We start from the raw sequence: 18612 nt of genomic DNA, 5'->3' as shown, positions 1-18612 counted from the left end.
AATGCTTGTGACCGGGATTGATGTTGGTCTACTAGGGCTCGAACCTAGACTCTTCTGGACCAAAACCAGACGTGTTGCCAGTTACACCATAGACCAATTTATTGATATGTTAAAGTGCTATCAACCACTTCTTTTGGTTTAGACCAAAACGGAGGGCAAAAGTAAGTGTTTTCTCTAAAACACAAAACTCTGCTTTTAAAAAATTAACTCTTCTGAATAAAATGAGAAAGGTTCCGTAAAGTGATACTCTACGGAACCTCAAAAACCAATTTTTATTTGTAAAGAAAATCCAAATTTTAGTTGAAGATGATCTCTTCTACATCTTCCCAGGGCACATACATGGGGTCACTACCTTCGTATACCAACAAGCCGGTATTGTCCTCAGATACATCCTGACTCTCTTCCAGTACCAACTTCGTGCCATTTCTTAGTTCCACCTCAGATCGTTGGTATCCTCTTGGGCGAATGGTCTTGATGTTTCTAAAAGGGATGACGTATTCAGAACGATCATCTTTTCCGTGCAACACCTCGATATCCCACTCTTCATCCAGGTCATAAACAATTCGTCCATCCAGCGTGCCATTTTTGGTGACTACTTTGGCTTCAAGAGGGGCAGGCTTTTTGAAATCATCATAACTCTTTCCGGAATTCTTGGCTTCGCTAAAGGTGACTTTGTCAAAATCTTTCCATGGAATGTCTACTCTTCCAATTCCTTCCATGGTGACGATGATCCCTTTGTTTTCATAGTTTACATCGTTAGATCCCCTGAGCGTTAATTCTCGACCAGAGAGCAACACCACATCGCTTCTACTGCCATCATTGGCAATGCTCTTGATTTTTCCGAATTGGATAGATACATCTCCATCGTAGGTGTCTCCGTCCAGGACATCCTTGGATACTCTTTCATCATGATCCCACTGAATGTACCCCGTGAAATCGCCTATGTCTGAATTCACGGTGCCGTATAGCGGCTCACCGAATTTCTCATCAAGTTTTTTTGGTGTTGACATGAACTCCACCGTTTTGATACGACTCCATCGCAATTCTACTTCTCCGATTTCCGAATCAATGATTACGATTTTCGTCCCTACATCATTATAGCCACTCCCATCAACATCTACTCGGGTACCGTCTTTTAAGAATACTTCCGCTTCATCGTTACGATAGGTACTAATGGATTGGATCTCTCCGAATTGTACGCTGAACTGGTGAATGAATGATCGACGCGAATTATTCCAACTGGAGCCACCCCATCTTTCGATGATGTTTTCCCAATCACCTCTGTTGATTCCGCGATAGCGAATTTGATCTCGTTCTTCCCGCGATAGGTAGTCCACATTATCGTTTACCATTTTGGCAGCATTGAACATGTCCGTCCAATACACTTCTTCTTTCCCCCAACGGATGGCACCTACAAATTCATCGCCATCTTCTGTGGTCACTTTGCCGTAAATAAAGCCTTCGTCCTGTGCCTGAACTTGTTGTGGGAGCAGGGTGAACTGAATTGCCAATACCAATACGTAGGATTTCAATAGGTTGTGCATGTTCATTGTATTTAAGTCAATCTTTTAAAACTGCCAACGATCTTAGGGGGAAGTAAAGAGAGTGGAGAGACCAATCTCCACTCTACCAATTCTTTACTTTGAGATTTGACCTAAGGGCATTCACTCGTTGTGAATGGTTGACAATTCGAAGATGCTATAAATAATAAGTGTGTGGAAGGGTTTTCCGACGAGGCGGGTCATGGTCTGACCGAATCGGGATATCGTAGAGATGGGATTTCTTGGAGTTTTTTGGAAAAAGAAGCCTTCTCAGAATCAATTTGGTAACTTCGAAAATAAAAACCACTATGAAATCCATTTTTCAATTCACACTTTTTGTTTCATTGGTTGCATTCGTGGCATGTAGTTCAGAAGATGATTCTATGGATGAGCCAGGAGGAGGAACCCCTGCTTCGGGTGTAATCGCCGGAGAGGCCTGGGAGTTTGATGTGGGAACAGCCTTCTTGGAAGAAATTGACAATCAATACACCATCAACTTGCTAGGAGTAGCTGAAGGAGCCACGGATGACGGCTGTAGCATTCTTTTTCCAGGTGAAGAGTACGTTAGGTTCACCGTGAGTGCGGAGGTAGGCAGGACTGAGATCCCTTTTACATTCGCGAACCAGGGAGTGAAGTTCTATCCGGACCGATCAGTAGGTGGATTCGAATTGGCCACCAGTGGGTATGTGGAGATCACTGAAATTACCAATACTCAGGTAAGAGGCGAGCTCAATGCTTCCCTGGATGCTTTGAATGAAGTGTCAGGCTCTTTTACAGTCACTATCTGCCAGTAAGGAGATTAATAATATCCTCTATTCTGGAGTAAGATGCGATAAGAGAAAGTAATTGTTATCCGGTATTAAGATTGTCCAGAAAAAACGAAAGCGTGAAGGGACCAATCTTCACGCTTACAATTCTTTATTTCGAGTTTCTAACCTCTAGTTGAGTGCTGACCTTGTCAAGCAATCAGTATAAATGTTTGACGATTCAAAGATGCATCAATATAAAGGTGTGAAAAAGGGTTTTCCGACGATATGGGCCATTGCCTGACCGAATCGGGATATGGTAGAGATGGAATCTTTGAAGGGCAGCGGGTAATCTTTTGCTCAGGGATTAGGGATAACAGAAGCAGAACCGGAGTAAGTTGTATCAGTCGCACTCATGGTGTAATATCGAAAGAAGTACACTTGATTTTGTAGAAATTGATGTGATATTTCTTGAGAGATATTTGTGTCTGTCGGCGGAGAATCCATTTCAAAAAAACCGTCATTATTGAGTTCATTCAAATGAGGAGTTTGTTGCGTCCAGTGCCAAACAAAGCCATGTCTTAAAATGGGATCAGTACCTAACTGAATAAAACGAGCATCAACCGTGACGTTTTCCGGTGAGTTAATAGTGAATTTTGAGATTACAAGATATGGATATGGCTGGATATCTAACTCACCTGAATCTTTACATGCGCAGAACACGATGAGTAATAAAAAGATTAGTCGTTTCATTTCTTGGATGAATTAAGGGTGTAGCCGAAAAATAGTTGTGCGGATTGTTGGATGTATGTGGCACTTAGTGCAGGTTTCGGAGCAATTCCGTTTTGCAAAGAATACCTTAGTAGAAGGCCGGTTTGGAAAGAGCCGAAATGATAACTTCCACCAATTTCAGCGGAATAACCCAGAAGAGAATTATGAATCTTCAGAGCGTCATTTAATCGACGTGTTACTCGGCCGTAATCTGTCGTTGATTCCTCAATAAGTAAGGTGTTGATATTAGAGAATTTGGAGTAAAAAATACCTATGCCCCCATTGAGCTTGAATTTTTCCGAACCAAACTGAAGAGCAAGCTTCAAGGGAATGGAAACCGCATCGTAACTTAGTCTACTGACGAATCTTTTGTTGTCGCTTGCAAACTCCTGAATGCCAGAATAAGTAGAGGAACCAAAGATCAATCCTGACTGAAGAAAGAATTCATTTCTTCTGTCGAGATTTATGGCCAGGGAAACATCGTAGTACTGGTCAGTGGAATAATATTTTTTCGGAGTAGTAAATGGAATGCCGTCTAGGTCTCGGAAAATAGCTGAAGGCTCGAATAGTTGTTCTTGTTTCTTCACATTGATAATGGATTGGGTTGCGTTAGCCCCGAAACGAAAGGTTAGACCATGTTTTGTTTTGGCAAGTTTTATGATTTTGTGTGGTTCATCTGAACATGCATAATAGGCACTCAGAATCTCAATGAGGTCATTTACACTTAATTCATGATACTCCTCGATGGAGATGCAACTTCCGGTTAATCTCGCTAATGCATTTCTCCATACCGGAATAAAAACCTCCTTGGTCAAGCCATGAATTTTTTTAGTTGCGATTTCTGTTTTGAGTTTTGTTTTTTGGTGGTCTTTCTCCGCCCATAGGAATCCGTTGTATTGATATAGTGAAATAGGGCCGTGAATATGGACTTGATAGAATTTTGATGAATCAATTTTGAACAGACGATCTCCGAAAATTTGGAGGTACTTTAATTGTTCTGCAGGAATTTTTCTTTGAACCCCTTGCTCTTCGACGATAACAAAATCTCGTTTACTTATAAATCGATCTTTGATCTTCAGCAAGGTTGTATCCCCCTGTTGGTCAATAATATACCCGTCTCTATAAACGGATTGTCCCCAAGAATTGGAAATAAGGACCATCGACACGATGATCGTAAGAATATTCGCTTTCATTGTAATGTTTCCTTTGCTGTGCAAATAGCTGTATATGCCAAAGGTAGAATGAGTTGATGTTTTTTTGGAGGTAATTCGTTGTGAATTTCTTCCTCCCGCTAAAAATTGCGTTGTTCGAGGAAAGGTTTTTGATTAGAAAAAGTATGTTGAAAATACCAGGAAAAAAGAAAAGCGTGAAGGGACCAATCTTCACGCTTACAATTCTTTATTTCGAGTTTCTAACCTCTAGTTGAGTACTGACCTTGTCAAGCAATCAGTATGAATGTTTGACGATTCAAAGATGCATCAATATAAAGGTGTGAAAAAGGGTTTTCCGACGAGATGGGCCATTGCCTGACCGAATCGGGATATCATAAAGATGGACTGTAGGGGTTAATTCCTCCGTATTGATCCGGAGGACGGTTATCGTTCTTTTTATAAAGAAAAATAGCTATTACATATCCAGCCAAATCTTGAATTCCGGCGTTCTCTCTGATGAAATCGTGATTTCGTCTTCGGCCTCTGGAGTCAGGGTTACTTTCATGCGTCCTTTGAAATAAGGATGGATCTCTCCAATGGAATCGATGCTGATGATGTACTGTCGATTCGCTCGGAAAAACTGCTTGGGATCCAGTTGACTGTCCACGATTTCCAACGGCTGGTCTATAGGGTACTTTTTGTTTTCTTTGGTTACCGCATAAGTCAACTTGTGCTGGCTGAAGAAGTATGCCACCTTTTCTACAGGTAAAGCAAGGATCTTCTGTCCCGCTTTGATCATGAACCGCGTTTTGAATGCCTTTTTTTGTGCCTGGATCAGGTCGTACAAGCTACTAAAGTCCGCTGGAAATTTATTGTCTTGCGTACGCCTGATGTGTTTCTCTATGCTCGTTTGGAGTTTCTCTTTTTGAATAGGCTTGAGCAAGTAGTCAATGCTGTTGACCTCAAAGGCTTTGATGGCATACTGGTCGTAAGCTGTAGTGAAGATGACGGGAGCTTCAATCTTAACTTTCTTGAACAGGTCAAAGCTGAGACCATCCAACAATCGGATATCGCTGATGATCAGATCCGGTTCGTCATTTGATTCAAACCAGCGTTGGCCTTCCTCTATGGATTTGATGTCGGCTAATATCTCGATGGAATCATCGATTTCACGGATCATCTTTTTGATCCTGTCAGCTGCCAGCGTTTCGTCTTCTAAGATCAATACCCTCATAAAGTCTCTATTTTAAGTAAAGGTACACTTACCCTGAACTCGTCCTCCGATTTGTGTACTACCAACTCCTCATCAGAAAAGTATTTGAACCTTGATTTGATGTTCGTTAATCCAGTGCCTGAACGACTCTTTAAGTCTTCTGCTTTTTCGTAAAGTGTATTACTCACGTGCAATCGCTCTCCATTCGATGCGATGGTGATGCTCAACGGCCGACTTTCCGTAATAATGTTGTGTTTGATCGCATTTTCAATCAACATTTGGATCGTCAATGGTGGGATCATTTCATCATAAGCGTCTGGCTGAATGTCGATCGCAAACTGAATGTTGTTTTCAAATCGCGTTTCGATCAGGAAAATATAGGACTGGATGAATTCCAATTCTTCCTCCAAGGTCACAAGGTCTTCTCCTTTGTTGAGCAGCAGCGTACGGTAAACCTGGGCAAAGCGAACCAGAAATTCCTGGCTGAGGTCTGTGTCTTTGTCGATGAGCGAGGAAAGAATGTTCAGGTTGTTAAAAAGGAAGTGTGGATCCAGGTGATTTTTTAGATTGGTCAACTGGCTGATCATCGTTTCTTTTTGATATCGTTCTACCTCGATGGTGGACTGTTGCCAGCTGCGTAAAAAGTGCAGTCCGAAATAAACCGAATAGGTAGGGATGATCAGGATAAATGCCCAAAGATTCATTAGAATGATCTGTGAGGCAATGGGCGGCTCATCTGTAAGTAGGTATTTAAAAATGAGATAGGCGCCATTGATAATGATCAATGAAAAGAGGATGCCGCTGACGAGTTGAAAGAAGAATCGTTTCCGTCCATATTTTACCCAGGAATACTTGCGATCGAAAAAACGAGTGATGGTTTGGTTACCAAGCCAAAGCAGGATCAGTATAAACAGGATCCATCCTGAAGTCAGGTAGGCGAAGTTTTCCGGATCAAGCTCTCCCAGGTAGACCAGAACAGAGACGACTACCAGGCCAAGGATCCAAATAAGGTTTTTTTTCTTGAACAAAGTTGATGGGTTCGACTAAGCCTTAAAACTAATGAGGTTCCTCGAACGAAGGAACCTCTGGATTCTAAAGTATAGCATTTATTTCGATCAGTCGAAGCTCACACTTTCAACATCTCTCCATTTAATGTAGACAGGCTCCCGATTTCCACTGACGAAAATGATGATGCCCTTATTACTGGAATTCACATCGTTAGAATCTCCCAGTAATACCCGGTCTCCACTTCGGAGCTGAACCATGCTGTAATAACTGTTCTTTGGTGTGATGCTTTCGATTTTATCAAAAGGTATTTTGTATTCAATCGATTCATCATTGCCATCAAGCGTTTCAACTTCCCAGGCTTCGTCTACATCATAGACAATTCTACCGCTGAACTTTTCACCTCTGAAAGTTTCAACAGTTCCTCTCAAGCCTTTTGGAGCTTTATAGTTATTGTAAGCGTCACGCGTGTTTTTGGTTTTTTCAAACTCTACACGATCAAATACCTTCCAGGGGATGTCGATTTTTCCGATTTCCGGTACGGTTACAATGATTCCTCTATTGCCGCTATTGACATCATTAGATCCGTCTAATCTGAATTCTCTCCCGGAGTTGAGGACAACTTTACAGCTGTTGCCACGGCTTTCGATGGATTTGATGTGTTTGAAAGCAATCTTTACGTCTCCATCTCGGTTGTCACCATCCAGGATGTCATTGCCAAGGCGCTCGTCATGATCCCATTGTACATATCCTGTATAAGACCCTCTGAATGTTTCAACAGTGCCATAGAGCGGCCCACCACCAGAAGGCTCGAAGTTTCGTGGGGCTCCGGCGAATTCAATTTTTTCGATCTTATCCCAGGGAAGTTTAACATCTCCAAGTTCATTGTCGAATACTACTACAGTGGTACCCACATCATTTGTTCCTGATCCACTAAGATCGATCTCTTGTCCATTTTTCAGCGTCAGTCGAACTCTTCCACGGCTTCTGGGTTCGAGCGCAGCGATATTGCCAAACTGAGTTCGGAATTCATGTCGGCTTGTGTGCTTATTCTCCCAAATACTGGCAAAATCAAAGAAGTCAACATCATCCCACAGGTCACCATCTTTTTTATTGTCACCTTTTTCTGACAAGATGGACTCGTAATATTCATCACCCATTTTATAGGCATTGAAGTAGTCATTCCAATAGGCCTCTTCATCTGCCCATCTGATCTGTCCAGTGTAAGATGTACTATAGGTAGTTACGGTTCCATAAATGTACCCCGATGATTCCTGTGCGTTGGCTGCACCAATTAAGATCAACAAGGCAATGATGTTTCCGATAATGATCAGAACTGTTCTCATGCTCTTATTTGTCAACTGCGCTTTTTCCATGATCCAAATAACGAACGGAATATAGAAAAAGAAAAGGTGATTTCTCTAAGTACGCATTTCCTATGACCGAAACCGGATATAAAAGGACCGAAATGTCACCCAGTAATTTGGGCCCTATCAATTAATAGGAATTTATATTAGAGCTCTACCAGTCAAATTAAAGGAGTGAATAAGTAATTAATGATTGAAAAAGCTACCTTTCTCGTCCTGGAGGGAGCTTATTCCAGGAAACGATAATTGATGAATATTAATCTGGTAAGTAAGTGGCTGTTGGCGGGACTTGAGAATAAATCCCCTCGTCTACTATCGAACCCGGATATAGGGATGTTGAAATGGTAACTGAAACGGGCTGTCTACCTGTTGATAAAAAACGCCAAATAAGCAACGAAAGAAAGAGGCTGTTTTTTTAAAGGGTATAAAAAAAGGGCAGCCTCACTCTGGTTTTAGGTTCATAGTTGAGACAGCCACTTCTAAGATTCCTCTAGTCGTTGTTTGTTTTAGTTGTTGCGTTTAGCGCTGTTTTGGGAGCAATTAATTTACAGACGATTTATTCGACGATATTCGTACCATCGAGTACTGTTTACCCATTGTTCCTGAAAACAAAGCTTCGAAATTGATTTGACCTCCTTGGACGGAAGCGTTTGGCCTTAGGGAGAGGACAACAAGGCCAATAATAGTAGCAGTAATCACTATCACAGTCATAGTAGTAAATTTTAGAGGTTGAACAATTGGATGATATCCATATATTTCTACGGGGAATTTTTACAATTAGTTATATTATTCTGCGAAAAATGTTAAAATTTTTTTCCAATGAAATATTCATTCAATAATTCCAAATAAGTCAAATGTGATAACAGAAGTGTCATTTGCTCAAAAAACTGACATTTTTCCTTTAATTCACCTTGACATACGCTGAAAATGTACTCTCGTTGCATGTAAGTGATGTTTCTGTTGTGTTTTTGCGGAATTGAATGATTTCTCCATAGGAGTAGCTAATTTTGCGGCTCAATTGAATAGCATCATGCAAGACATTCGAAATGTGGCCATTATTGCCCACGTTGATCACGGTAAAACGACCCTGGTTGACAAGATCATCTATGCCTCTCAGGTTCTTCGGGAAAATGAAGAACGCGGCGAATTGATTTTGGATAACAATGACCTGGAACGCGAGCGAGGAATTACCATCCTTTCCAAGAATGTGTCCGTCAATTATAAAGGGATCAAGATCAATATCATTGACACCCCTGGTCACGCCGATTTCGGTGGTGAGGTAGAACGTGTACTGAAAATGGCCGACGGAGTGATCTTGTTGGTGGATGCATTTGAAGGGCCCATGCCTCAAACACGATTTGTATTGAGCAAGGCTTTGTCACTTGGATTGAAACCAATCGTGGTGGTCAATAAAGTAGATAAGGAGAACTGCCGTCCTGATGAAGTACATGAAGCCGTTTTCGACTTAATGTTCTCTCTCGATGCTTCAGAAGAGCAACTGGACTTTTCTACGCTCTATGGTTCATCCAAACACGGATGGATGAGTGAGGATTGGCAAAATCCTACCGACAATATCTTCCCATTGCTGGATCAGATCATTAAAGACATTCCTTCAGCACCCGTCAAAGAAGGTGTTCCTGCGATGCAGATCACTTCCCTGGATTTTTCCTCTTTCGTAGGGCGAATTGCCATTGGTAGGGTTTATCAGGGCGTACTGAAAGAAGGTCAGCAACTGGGCTTGAGTAAAAGAGATGGTTCTTTGAAACGTATAAAGATCAAAGAGCTGCATGTTTTTGAAGGATTGGGCAAACGCCGGGTAGAGGAAGTGATCTCGGGAGATATCTGTGCGATTACTGGTCTGGAAGATTTTGATATCGGAGATACAGTAACTGATTTAGAAAACCCGGAGGTCTTGCCACGAATTGCCATTGACGAGCCTACTATGAGTATGCTGTTTGCGATCAACGATTCACCATTCTTCGGTAAGGAAGGTAAGTTCGTGACATCTCGTCACTTGCGGGATCGCCTCATGAAGGAACTTGAGAAAAACCTTGCCCTACGTGTGCAAGAAACAGATACTGAGGATAAATTCAATGTGTTTGGTCGAGGGGTACTGCACTTGTCTGTATTGATTGAGACCATGCGACGTGAAGGATATGAACTGCAAGTAGGCCAGCCTCAGGTGTTGTTCAAAGAGATCGAAGGTCAAAAGAACGAGCCCATTGAGCACCTGGTGGTTGATGTGCCCGAGGAATTTTCGGGAAAGGTGATTGAAATGGTAACGACCAGAAAAGGGGAGATGACCATCATGGAGCCTAAAGGCAATATCCAACACCTGGAGTTCGACATTCCAGCTCGTGGTATCATTGGATTGAGAAATAACATGCTTACGGCTACTTCAGGTGAGGCGGTCATGACGCACCGATTCAAAGGCTACGCCCCATTCAAAGGTGACATTGCCGGAAGAATCAACGGATCGCTGATTTCTATGGAGAATGGCCCCGGAACTCCGTACTCAATTGACAAGTTGCAGGATCGAGGCGTATTTTTTGTGGATCCGGGTGTGGACGTATACACCGGTCAGGTGATTGGAGAGCACTCCAGAGATAATGACCTGGTGGTGAATATCCAAAAGGGTAAAAAACTGACCAACATGCGTGCGTCCGGATCTGATAATAACATGAAGATTGCGCCTGCCAGAAAGTTTTCACTGGAAGAAGCCCTCGAGTACATTCAGAAGGATGAATACCTGGAAGTGACGCCACAGTCCATGCGTATGCGTAAGATCTATCTGAGCGAGCATGATCGGAAAAAGAACAGTTTCGCCTGATTTTGACAGCCATTGGCGGGAAGTAGTGTCCTTCTAAAGAAAATTAGATTCCTTGTAGCAATACAAGCCATATCTTACGTTCTAGATCAAAAACTCATATTTAAAAATGCGTAAGCTTTTCTTTTTACTGGCCATCCTGGTCCAGGTCGGTCTGGCTAATGGACAGGAGGCTAAATATCAGGTTTCACTGGATTTGATAAATGTCATTGACGATCAGGTCAAAGTGACGATTATTCCACCAAAAATGGAAGAAGATGTCGCCGAATATCACATGGCGAAAATCGTTCCAGGAACCTATTCTATTTCTGATTTCGGTCGATTTGTTGTGGACTTTCAGGCATTCGATTCGGAAGGAGGTGCTTTGGAAGTCAATAAAGTGTCTACCAATAAATGGCAAATATCGAATGCTCGGGCTTTGGCCAAATTGACGTATAAAGTACACGATACCTTCGATGCTTTTGAAGCGTATGATGGCGGTTCTGAGAATATCGTATTTGAGCCAGGCGGGACCAATATTGAACCGGAGCGCAATGTTTTCGTGATCAATACATTTGGTTTTGTCGGGTATTTCAAAGGGCACAAATTCCATCCTTATGAGCTGACTATTTCGCATAAAGAAGAAGTCGAAGGTGCCACGGCACTCGAGAAGGTCGGCTCCACGGAGACTACAGATACATACACGGCACGCGATTTCAATTTCCTTGCAGATGGACCATTAATGTATTCTGTTCCGGACATTGCGACCAAAAAGTTGGCCAATGCAGAGATTCTGGTATCGGTGTTTTCACCGAATAAGGCCTTGTCTGCTCAAGACGTGATGGACAAGATATCTGATCTGATGGAAGCACAAAGCAAATACCTGGGAGGTGAGTTGCCAGTGGAACGTTATGCTTATCTCATCTACCTGTTGGATGGTCCGACCTTGTCTGGAGCCATGGGCGCATTGGAGCACTCTTATTCTTCCGTGTATAGTTTGCCCGAAGGTGGAGCAGATCAGATCGGTCAAACGGTCAGAGATGTGGCGGCACATGAGTTTTTCCATATCGTTACACCATTGAATATCCATTCGGAGCAAATCGGGAATTTCGATTACATCGATCCTAAGATGTCCAAGCACTTGTGGCTATATGAAGGATGTACCGAATATGCAGCGATGCATGTGCAGGCAAAGTATGGTCTTTATGATGGAGATAAGTTTCTTGAAGAAATTCAGGATAAAATGCGCACACGAGATCAGTTTCCGAAAGATGTTCCCTTCACGGTCATGAGTGAACGAATCCTTGAGGAGAAGTATGAGCCCATGTACAGCAATGTTTATTATAAAGGCGCCTTGATTGGTATGTGTCTGGACTTACAGCTGCTGAAATTGTCGGATGGTAAATACGATTTGCAAAATCTGATGAGAGACCTGGCTGAAAAATACGGACCTGAAAAGTCATTTGAAGATGACAAGCTGTTCGATGAGATTGTAGCCTTGACCTATCCTGAGATTGGCGATTTTCTACGCACTTATGTCTCGGGAGAAGAAGAATTACCATTGCAAGAGTACTTGCGGTGGGCCGGTATTGACTATGAACCAGAGCGTCAGGTTGAGACCTTTAGTTTGGGGCAAATTGGTTTGAACGTGAATGAGGACCGAGAAATATTTGTTACCACAACCGCAAGTATGAATGATTTCGGCAAAGCCATGGGTTATGAAGAAGGTGATGTGTTGAAATCCATCAATGGTGAGGAAATTTCACTAGCTACGATCGAGCGTGTACTTGGAAGTTATGGTGAGGGAATGGAAGAAGGAGACAAGGTCAAGGTTGAAGTTTATCGAGAGGTCAATGGCAAGAGAAAGCGCTTAAAACTAAAAGCCAAATCCGTCAAGACTACCCGCACAGAGCGCCACTTTCTGAAGTTCACTGAAAATCCTTCAGAAGATCAACAATACTTAAGAGATAGCTGGTTGAATGCAAATTAGCATTCAGTCAGCTTTCCTTTATAAGTTCTTACTAACTAATCAAATTGTTTGAAAAAGAGTGGTAAGTTCGATTGCTCATCCAGAGTGAAGAAAATGCTGTTTAGGAAACTTTAACAGACCTCTCAAATACTTTATTGGTTAATTAAAAGTTAATTCAGTAACCTTTGCTGTGATAAGCAGTATAAGTTACAATACTACTTAACCAAATTTCAAATGACTAAGAGGAGAATAATTCAACTCTCAATTGGCCTTGTACTGGTAGTGGCCGTATTTTTTATTGTTAGAGGAGGTGCGTCCGGTGCTGAAAGCGGACTGATCATTACACCTAAAAAGGGTCCATTTACTGTGGATGTCACCACTACTGGCGAATTGGAAGCCAAAAATTCAGTTAAAATTTTTGGGCCCAGTACCCTCAGAAACCACCACATCTGGAATGTAACCATCCAAAGCATTATTCCCGAAGGAACATATGTGAAAAAAGGCCAGCGCGTGGCCAACCTGGACCCTTCCGAAGTACGGAATAAACTGAACGAAGCCAACCTTGAATTGCAGAAAGTAAGTTCGCAATTCATTCAGACGAAGTTGGATACCACGTTGCAAATGCGGGAATCCAGAGATAACCTCATCAATCTGGACTATGCGGTAACAGAGAAACAACTGATCCTGGATCAGTCTCAATTCGAGCCACCAGCCCAAATTCAAAAAGCGGAAATTGAACTGGAGAAAGCCAAAAGAGCGCTGAATCAGGCGAAAGAAAATTATAAGATCAAGCATCAGCAGAACATTGCAAAGATGTCTGAAGTGGCCGCTGACCAGCGGCAGGTAAGCAACCAATTGGAAGGTCTACAACAGTTAGAGCGAGACTTTACCATTCTTGCACCAGAGGATGGCATGCTGATCTATAAGAAAGACTGGCGCGGTTCTCCGATCAAAGAAGGTTCTCAGATTGGGGCGTGGGATCCAGTTGTGGCGACACTTCCCGATCTATCAAAAATGATGTCAAAGACCTTCGTGAATGAAGTGGACATCAGAAGAATTCAACAAGGCCAGGATGTGATCATTGGTCTGGATGCATTCCCGGATAAGCGACTGTCTGGAAAAGTAGTGAAAGTGGCGAATGTAGGTGAGCAACGTCCCAATTCTGACGCAAAAGTCTTTCAGGTAGATATTGAGGTGAATGAGGCCGATGATCTCATCAAGCCAGCAATGACCACCAGTAATAAAATCCTCGTCAATACGGTAGATGAAGCACTCTTCATACCTTTGGAGTGCTTGCATAGCCAGAATGATTCGATCACCTATGTTTATGTAAAGAATGGCTTAAATATCGTTAAGAAAGAAGTGATGTTAGGTCAGGCCAATGCCAATGAAGTGATAGTTGATGCGGGTATTAACGAAGATGACCAAATCTATTTGTCTTCACCTCAAGGCTATGAAGATGATAAGGTAGAGTTGCTTAGTGAACTTAATGGAAAGCGGAATAGAGGTGCTACGGTATCTCAATCGCTCTAATTTCCTATTCTGACTCACCTAAACCGAACACATGTTCAAAGACAAAGAGAGGTTACTCTCCAATCTATATATTGCTCTTGAAGCCGTTCTGGCCAATAGAGTGAGATCGATCCTCACCGCGCTGGGTATTATATTCGGTGTGTCCGCGGTGATTGCCATGCTAGCCATAGGTAATGGTGCTCAACAGGAAATTCTGGAACAGATCAAGCTCGTTGGCTTGAACAACATCGTGATTACTCCGGTGGTTGAGCAAACGGAAGAAAATGTAAACGAAGACGAGGAAGGTGGCGAGAAAAAGGAAAAGTTTTCGCCGGGTATTTCCTTGAAAGACAAAGCTTCTATCGAGCAGATAGTCCCTGGAGTCACTAGTATCAGCCCTGAAATATTGCTCGAAACTTACATCATCAAGTCAGGAATTCGAAGGTCCGCAAAGGTCGTGGGCGTGGAAAATGCCTATTTTGATATTTTCAATTTCCAACTGGAATCCGGAAATAAATTCAATGTGACACATTTAGAGAAAGGTTTGCCAGTTTGCATCATTGGAAAATCGATCAAGACTAAATTTTTCCCTACGGAGAATCCGATTGGTAAAGCCATTAAATGTGGCAATCAATGGCTGACCATAATAGGCGTTCTGGAACAGCGGTTGATCAGTAATCGTAGTATTAGTAGTCTCGGAATCCGAGATTACAACATGGATGTGTACACTCCTTTGAATACAGTGCTGATCCGTTATAAAAACCGGGACCTGGTGACCAGAAAGATGATCAATATCGCCAATCGTAGCTCAGGAAGGAATGATGAGGGTGGTGATAAGCCAGCTGTCAATTACCACCAGTTGGATCGATTGGTGGTGCAAGTGGAAAATACCGAAACGCTTGGCTCTTCGGCAGAAACCATCTCCAGAATGTTGAAGCGAAAGCATTACGATGTGGTGGACTATGAAATTGAAATACCAGAATTATTATTGAAACAGCAACAGCGGACCAAGGATATTTTCAATTATGTTTTGGGTGCGATTGCGGGTATCTCGCTTATTGTTGGCGGGATCGGTATCATGAATATCATGCTGGCTTCCGTGTTGGAGCGAATCAAAGAAATAGGTTTACGTCTATCATTGGGGGCCAAAAAATCGGACATTGTCAATCAGTTCATGTTTGAAGCCATGATGATCAGTGTGGCAGGTGGTTTGATCGGTATCATCCTGGGTGTGATAATGGCCTATTTGGTCAGTCAAATTGCTGAAATTCCAACCATTGTGTCCTTTCTTTCGATATTAATTTCCTTCGGAGTGGCCGCATCAGTAGGTCTTTTATTTGGTATTGCTCCGGCCAGAAAAGCAGCTAATCAAGATCCTATACAATCTTTAAGGTATGAGTAAGTTTTTTCTTTGTGCATGCTTGCTATGTGTGAGCCTCGCACTTCATGCACAAAAACAATATAGCCTGATCGATATTATTGAGCAGGCAAAAAGCCAGTCACCCGCATCGAAACAGGCGGAAACCAGAAAAGAAAACCGATACTGGCAATACCGGTTGTTCAAGTCGGATTACAATCCGCAGCTGAGCTTGTTTGGTGGATTGCCTGATTATAACCGCGACTTTTTTGGCAACCGACAGGACAATGGTCAGATCGTGTTTCAAAGTCGGGAGCAAACCAATTCTAATTTGGGATTGGGACTACAACAGCCATTGGCATTTAGTGGGGGAAATATTTCCGTGAACTCTTTTTTGAATCAATTTAACGACATTACTGGAGACTTCACGCAATGGAATACGACCTTGATCAATGTTCGTTTGGATCAGCCTTTGTTTGCGTTCAATGAGTTGAAATGGGCACAGAGGACTGAGCCATTGCGGTACGAAGAGTCCAAAAGGGAATACGTTGAAGAACTGGAATTCATTTCCCAACAATCCGTCAATCGCTTCTTTGACTATCTGGATGCTCAGGTCAATCTGGAGATTTCCTCCTTTAACCTGGCCAACAATGATACGATCTATAACATCGAGCAGGGTCGATACAATATTGGAACAACCTCCAAGGACAAGTTGCTGCAAGTAGAGTTGCAATTATTGCGTTCTCAACAAGATGTAGCTCAGGCGCGGCTTGATCTTGAAACAAGTCGCCTGGCTTTGATCACTTACCTGGGGCTCACTCCAGGAGAAGCGTTTGAGCTTCAATTACCTGAAGAGCTTCCTGAATTTACACCCAATGAAGGTCAGGCGTTGACATATGCTAAAGCTAACAGAGCAGATTTTCTGGCATTCGAGCGAAGACGGACGGAGGCGCAACGAGAAGTAGCAAGGGCAAAAGCAGATCGTTTTTCGGCCAATTTTTCAGCAGCGTTTGGCCTAAACGCCGCAGGTGAAACATTCAATGATAGTTACAACGATCCAAACAATCAGCAGCGGGTCAATGTGACACTCAGTATGCCATTGATTGACTGGGGGAGAAACAAAGCCAGCCGTAAAACAGCTCTTGCTAACCAGCAATTGACAGAGTTTGTCATTAGTCAGGAAGAACAAAATTTTGAACAAGAAGTAATTACGCAGGTGAAGCAATTCGAAGTGTTGCGGAGCCAGATCGCCATTTCTAAAAAATCGGATGAGGTGGCGCAGGAGCGCTATCTGGTCGCACAAAATCGTTATTTGATCGGGAAGATCGACATTACCAACCTCAACATTGCCCTGACGGAAAAGGATGCGGCACGAAGAAGCTATATCGCTGCCTTGCGCAGCTTCTGGACTTCTTACTTTGAATTAAGACGATTGACGTTATATGATTTTGTGAACAGCGAATTGTTGTACACTGCGGAAGAAGATTAAATGATCTGTAAGCCTTCCTCTTCTTCATTGATCAGTTCAAGACCAAACTTCTCACCGATCAGGAAGTACCATTTGATGACTTTCTTCAAGTGACTTTCAGCAATGGCGTAGGTGTCCAAATCAGGAATAAGTGATTGAAAGTAAGGAATCAAGTCTGAATTGGGTAACGGCGTAGGTTGTTCGCTCAGTTTTTTGAATACTTCCAGCTTTTCGGCATCATAAAGGTTCAGCCCTCGGGAAGTTCCTACCCAAATGCGATTATCGAGATCTTGAAAGATGGATAAAACGTAATTCGCGTCAAGTGAATTCTGATCTTTCGGATCATGCTGGAATCTTCTACTTTTTCCTGTCCGAACACCGTAAACACTTATGCCCTCAAAAGTTCCAATCCAAAGTTGATGCGTTTTATCGCGCAAGATTGCTCTTACGGAGTTGTGAAGTAATGAATTTTCATCTTCAGGCACATGCTTGTAGTGTTTGAATCGCTCGGTTTGTCGATCGTGGAAATTGACACCTTTGGCGGATACGCCCACCCATAGGTTCTTATCACGATCTTCCAGGATACTCCATATAGTATTATTACTTAAGGAGTAGGGATCTCGGGGATCATACTGGTATCTTGAGAAGTGTGAGGTATTTTTGTTGAAAAGGTTAAGGCCTCCATTCCCGGTCCCAATCCACAGCTTTTTCTGATGATCTTCGAAAATTACTGATATATCATTATCACTAATCGAATGAGTTTGATCGGGATCGTGCGTGAATCGTTTGATCCTGCCATTGGCCATATCGATGCTGTTCAAACCTTCGCGTGTACCAATCCATAAAATGCCTTCATGATCGATGAACAAACTTTTGATGCGATTATCACTTAAAGTTTCTGGCTTTTCTGCTTGATGACGATGGACTTTAAAAGTCCCCTTTTTAGGATTGAATTTATTCAGCCCGTCATTGGTGCCGATCCAAAGGTTACCTTGTTCGTCCTGAACAATTGAATTAATATGATTATTGCTGATGGTACCAGGCTTTGATTCATCATAGACATACCGGCGGAAAGTGCCACTGATCGGGTCTATGAGATTGAGTCCGTTTGAAGTGCCCACCCAAATTCTTTGCTGACTGTCTTCAAATAGAGACAATACATGATCGTCGCTTAAAGAATTATTTTCATCTGTTTGATGCCGCCAATTCAAAAATTGCTGTAGGGTATCATTATAAAGATTAATCCCTGCATTTGTGCCTACCCAAAGGCGATTTTGGCTGTCTACCAACAAATCATAAATGAAACTACTCGAAAGGCTTTTTTCGTCATCAGGGTTATGTCTAAACACCTTGAAACCTGAGCCGTCAAAACGATTGAGCCCTTCTTGTGTCCCAATCCACATGTATCCAGTTTGATCTTCCTGCATGCAACGTGCAGTGACTTGAGATAGCCCTTCTTTTAGTCCGTACTTTCTGAATTTGAGATCAGGAGGTACACTTTGTCCGAAGGAAGTTATATGCAGGAAAGTGCATGACAGAAAAAATAGGATAAAGGGTATACCTATTTCTTTAGCTAAGAGAATGAATTGTTCTCTCCCTGTATTCGTCGATCTTACCAAGATAATTTAGCTCTTAAGCTTTCACCTTTTCCGACGCAGGTTTTCTGAGTAATAACGATTATTAGTCGTGTATTACAACTTAATGAG

At 42.4% G+C, this 18612-nt stretch carries 13 protein-coding genes and 1 tRNA gene; 6 read left to right on the top strand and 8 right to left on the bottom strand.

Annotation, left to right across the window (positions count from 1 at the left end):
* Positions 1 to 23 precede the first annotated feature (23 nt).
* Together R8G66_24465 and R8G66_24460 are read right to left on the bottom strand one after the other, a co-directional pair.
* Positions 24 to 96, bottom strand: a tRNA-Gln gene (locus R8G66_24465).
* Between the two features lie 200 nt (positions 97 to 296).
* Positions 297 to 1544: a hypothetical protein gene (locus R8G66_24460; GenBank protein ID MDW3195552.1), complete on the bottom strand. Its 1248-nt coding sequence runs from the start codon at positions 1542 to 1544 to the stop codon at positions 297 to 299.
* A 305-nt stretch (positions 1545 to 1849) separates the two neighbouring features.
* Between R8G66_24460 and R8G66_24455 the strand changes: the two genes are divergently transcribed.
* Positions 1850 to 2335 carry a hypothetical protein gene (locus tag R8G66_24455; GenBank protein ID MDW3195551.1) on the top strand — a complete coding sequence of 162 codons (486 nt, stop codon included), beginning with the start codon at positions 1850 to 1852 and terminating at the stop codon, positions 2333 to 2335.
* Positions 2336 to 2647: 312 nt separating this feature from the next.
* Here R8G66_24455 and R8G66_24450 read toward each other — a convergent pair whose 3' ends face one another.
* The 5 genes from R8G66_24450 to R8G66_24430 all read right to left on the bottom strand — a co-directional run bounded on the left by R8G66_24450 (position 2648) and on the right by R8G66_24430 (position 7773).
* Positions 2648 to 3040, bottom strand: a complete 393-nt coding sequence (locus R8G66_24450; protein MDW3195550.1) for a hypothetical protein — start codon at positions 3038 to 3040, stop codon at positions 2648 to 2650.
* Positions 3037 to 4251: a hypothetical protein gene (locus tag R8G66_24445; protein MDW3195549.1), complete on the bottom strand. Its 1215-nt coding sequence runs from the start codon at positions 4249 to 4251 to the stop codon at positions 3037 to 3039. The genes R8G66_24450 and R8G66_24445 overlap by 4 nt, the downstream gene beginning before the upstream one ends.
* A 433-nt stretch (positions 4252 to 4684) precedes the next feature.
* Positions 4685 to 5443: a LytTR family DNA-binding domain-containing protein gene (locus R8G66_24440; protein MDW3195548.1), complete on the bottom strand. Its 759-nt coding sequence runs from the start codon at positions 5441 to 5443 to the stop codon at positions 4685 to 4687.
* Complete coding sequence (locus R8G66_24435; GenBank protein ID MDW3195547.1) at positions 5440 to 6450, bottom strand: histidine kinase; 1011 nt, start codon at positions 6448 to 6450, stop codon at positions 5440 to 5442. Before R8G66_24435 ends, R8G66_24440 begins: the two co-directional genes overlap by 4 nt.
* A gap of 87 nt (positions 6451 to 6537) precedes the next feature.
* Entirely contained in the window at positions 6538 to 7773 is a 1236-nt protein-coding gene (locus R8G66_24430) for a hypothetical protein (GenBank protein ID MDW3195546.1), read from the bottom strand.
* Between the two features lie 1051 nt (positions 7774 to 8824).
* Between R8G66_24430 and typA the strand changes: the two genes are divergently transcribed.
* The 5 genes from typA to R8G66_24405 all read left to right on the top strand — a co-directional run bounded on the left by typA (position 8825) and on the right by R8G66_24405 (position 16927).
* A complete protein-coding gene (gene typA, locus R8G66_24425; protein ID MDW3195545.1) occupies positions 8825 to 10624 on the top strand; it encodes a translational GTPase TypA in 1800 nt (599 codons plus the stop codon).
* A gap of 106 nt (positions 10625 to 10730) precedes the next feature.
* Positions 10731 to 12590, top strand: coding sequence for a peptidase M61 (locus R8G66_24420; GenBank protein MDW3195544.1), 1860 nt, complete (start codon positions 10731 to 10733; stop codon positions 12588 to 12590).
* A gap of 213 nt (positions 12591 to 12803) precedes the next feature.
* Positions 12804 to 14102, top strand: a complete 1299-nt coding sequence (locus R8G66_24415) for an efflux RND transporter periplasmic adaptor subunit (protein ID MDW3195543.1) — start codon at positions 12804 to 12806, stop codon at positions 14100 to 14102.
* A gap of 31 nt (positions 14103 to 14133) precedes the next feature.
* Positions 14134 to 15483 carry an ABC transporter permease gene (locus tag R8G66_24410; protein ID MDW3195542.1) on the top strand — a complete coding sequence of 450 codons (1350 nt, stop codon included), beginning with the start codon at positions 14134 to 14136 and terminating at the stop codon, positions 15481 to 15483.
* Positions 15476 to 16927 carry a TolC family protein gene (locus tag R8G66_24405; GenBank protein MDW3195541.1) on the top strand — a complete coding sequence of 484 codons (1452 nt, stop codon included), beginning with the start codon at positions 15476 to 15478 and terminating at the stop codon, positions 16925 to 16927. Before R8G66_24410 ends, R8G66_24405 begins: the two co-directional genes overlap by 8 nt.
* On the opposite strand, the gene R8G66_24400 is transcribed toward R8G66_24405, so the two are convergent.
* Positions 16924 to 18525 carry a two-component regulator propeller domain-containing protein gene (locus R8G66_24400; GenBank protein MDW3195540.1) on the bottom strand — a complete coding sequence of 534 codons (1602 nt, stop codon included), beginning with the start codon at positions 18523 to 18525 and terminating at the stop codon, positions 16924 to 16926. The genes R8G66_24405 and R8G66_24400 overlap by 4 nt on opposite strands.
* Between the last annotated feature and the right edge of the window lie 87 nt (positions 18526 to 18612).

Source organism: Cytophagales bacterium (assembly GCA_033344775.1).
In the GTDB taxonomy this organism is placed as follows: domain Bacteria; phylum Bacteroidota; class Bacteroidia; order Cytophagales; family Cyclobacteriaceae; genus JAWPMT01.
The sequence above is the reverse complement of the archived record's forward strand: the minus strand, read 5'-3'. Positions and strand labels throughout refer to the sequence as shown.

What these genes read in the sequence shown, in the direction of transcription:
- R8G66_24405 (MDW3195541.1), top strand. Translation starts at nt 15,476, where the DNA reads ATGAGTAAGTTTTTTCTTTGTGCATGCTTGCTATGTGTGAGCCTCGCA.
- R8G66_24440 (MDW3195548.1), bottom strand. Translation starts at nt 5,443, where the DNA reads ATGAGGGTATTGATCTTAGAAGACGAAACGCTGGCAGCTGACAGGATC.
- typA (MDW3195545.1), top strand. Translation starts at nt 8,825, where the DNA reads ATGCAAGACATTCGAAATGTGGCCATTATTGCCCACGTTGATCACGGT.
- R8G66_24450 (MDW3195550.1), bottom strand. Translation starts at nt 3,040, where the DNA reads ATGAAACGACTAATCTTTTTATTACTCATCGTGTTCTGCGCATGTAAA.
- R8G66_24430 (MDW3195546.1), bottom strand. Translation starts at nt 7,773, where the DNA reads ATGAGAACAGTTCTGATCATTATCGGAAACATCATTGCCTTGTTGATC.
- R8G66_24410 (MDW3195542.1), top strand. Translation starts at nt 14,134, where the DNA reads ATGTTCAAAGACAAAGAGAGGTTACTCTCCAATCTATATATTGCTCTT.
- R8G66_24455 (MDW3195551.1), top strand. Translation starts at nt 1,850, where the DNA reads ATGAAATCCATTTTTCAATTCACACTTTTTGTTTCATTGGTTGCATTC.
- R8G66_24445 (MDW3195549.1), bottom strand. Translation starts at nt 4,251, where the DNA reads ATGAAAGCGAATATTCTTACGATCATCGTGTCGATGGTCCTTATTTCC.
- R8G66_24415 (MDW3195543.1), top strand. Translation starts at nt 12,804, where the DNA reads ATGACTAAGAGGAGAATAATTCAACTCTCAATTGGCCTTGTACTGGTA.
- R8G66_24420 (MDW3195544.1), top strand. Translation starts at nt 10,731, where the DNA reads ATGCGTAAGCTTTTCTTTTTACTGGCCATCCTGGTCCAGGTCGGTCTG.
- R8G66_24460 (MDW3195552.1), bottom strand. Translation starts at nt 1,544, where the DNA reads ATGCACAACCTATTGAAATCCTACGTATTGGTATTGGCAATTCAGTTC.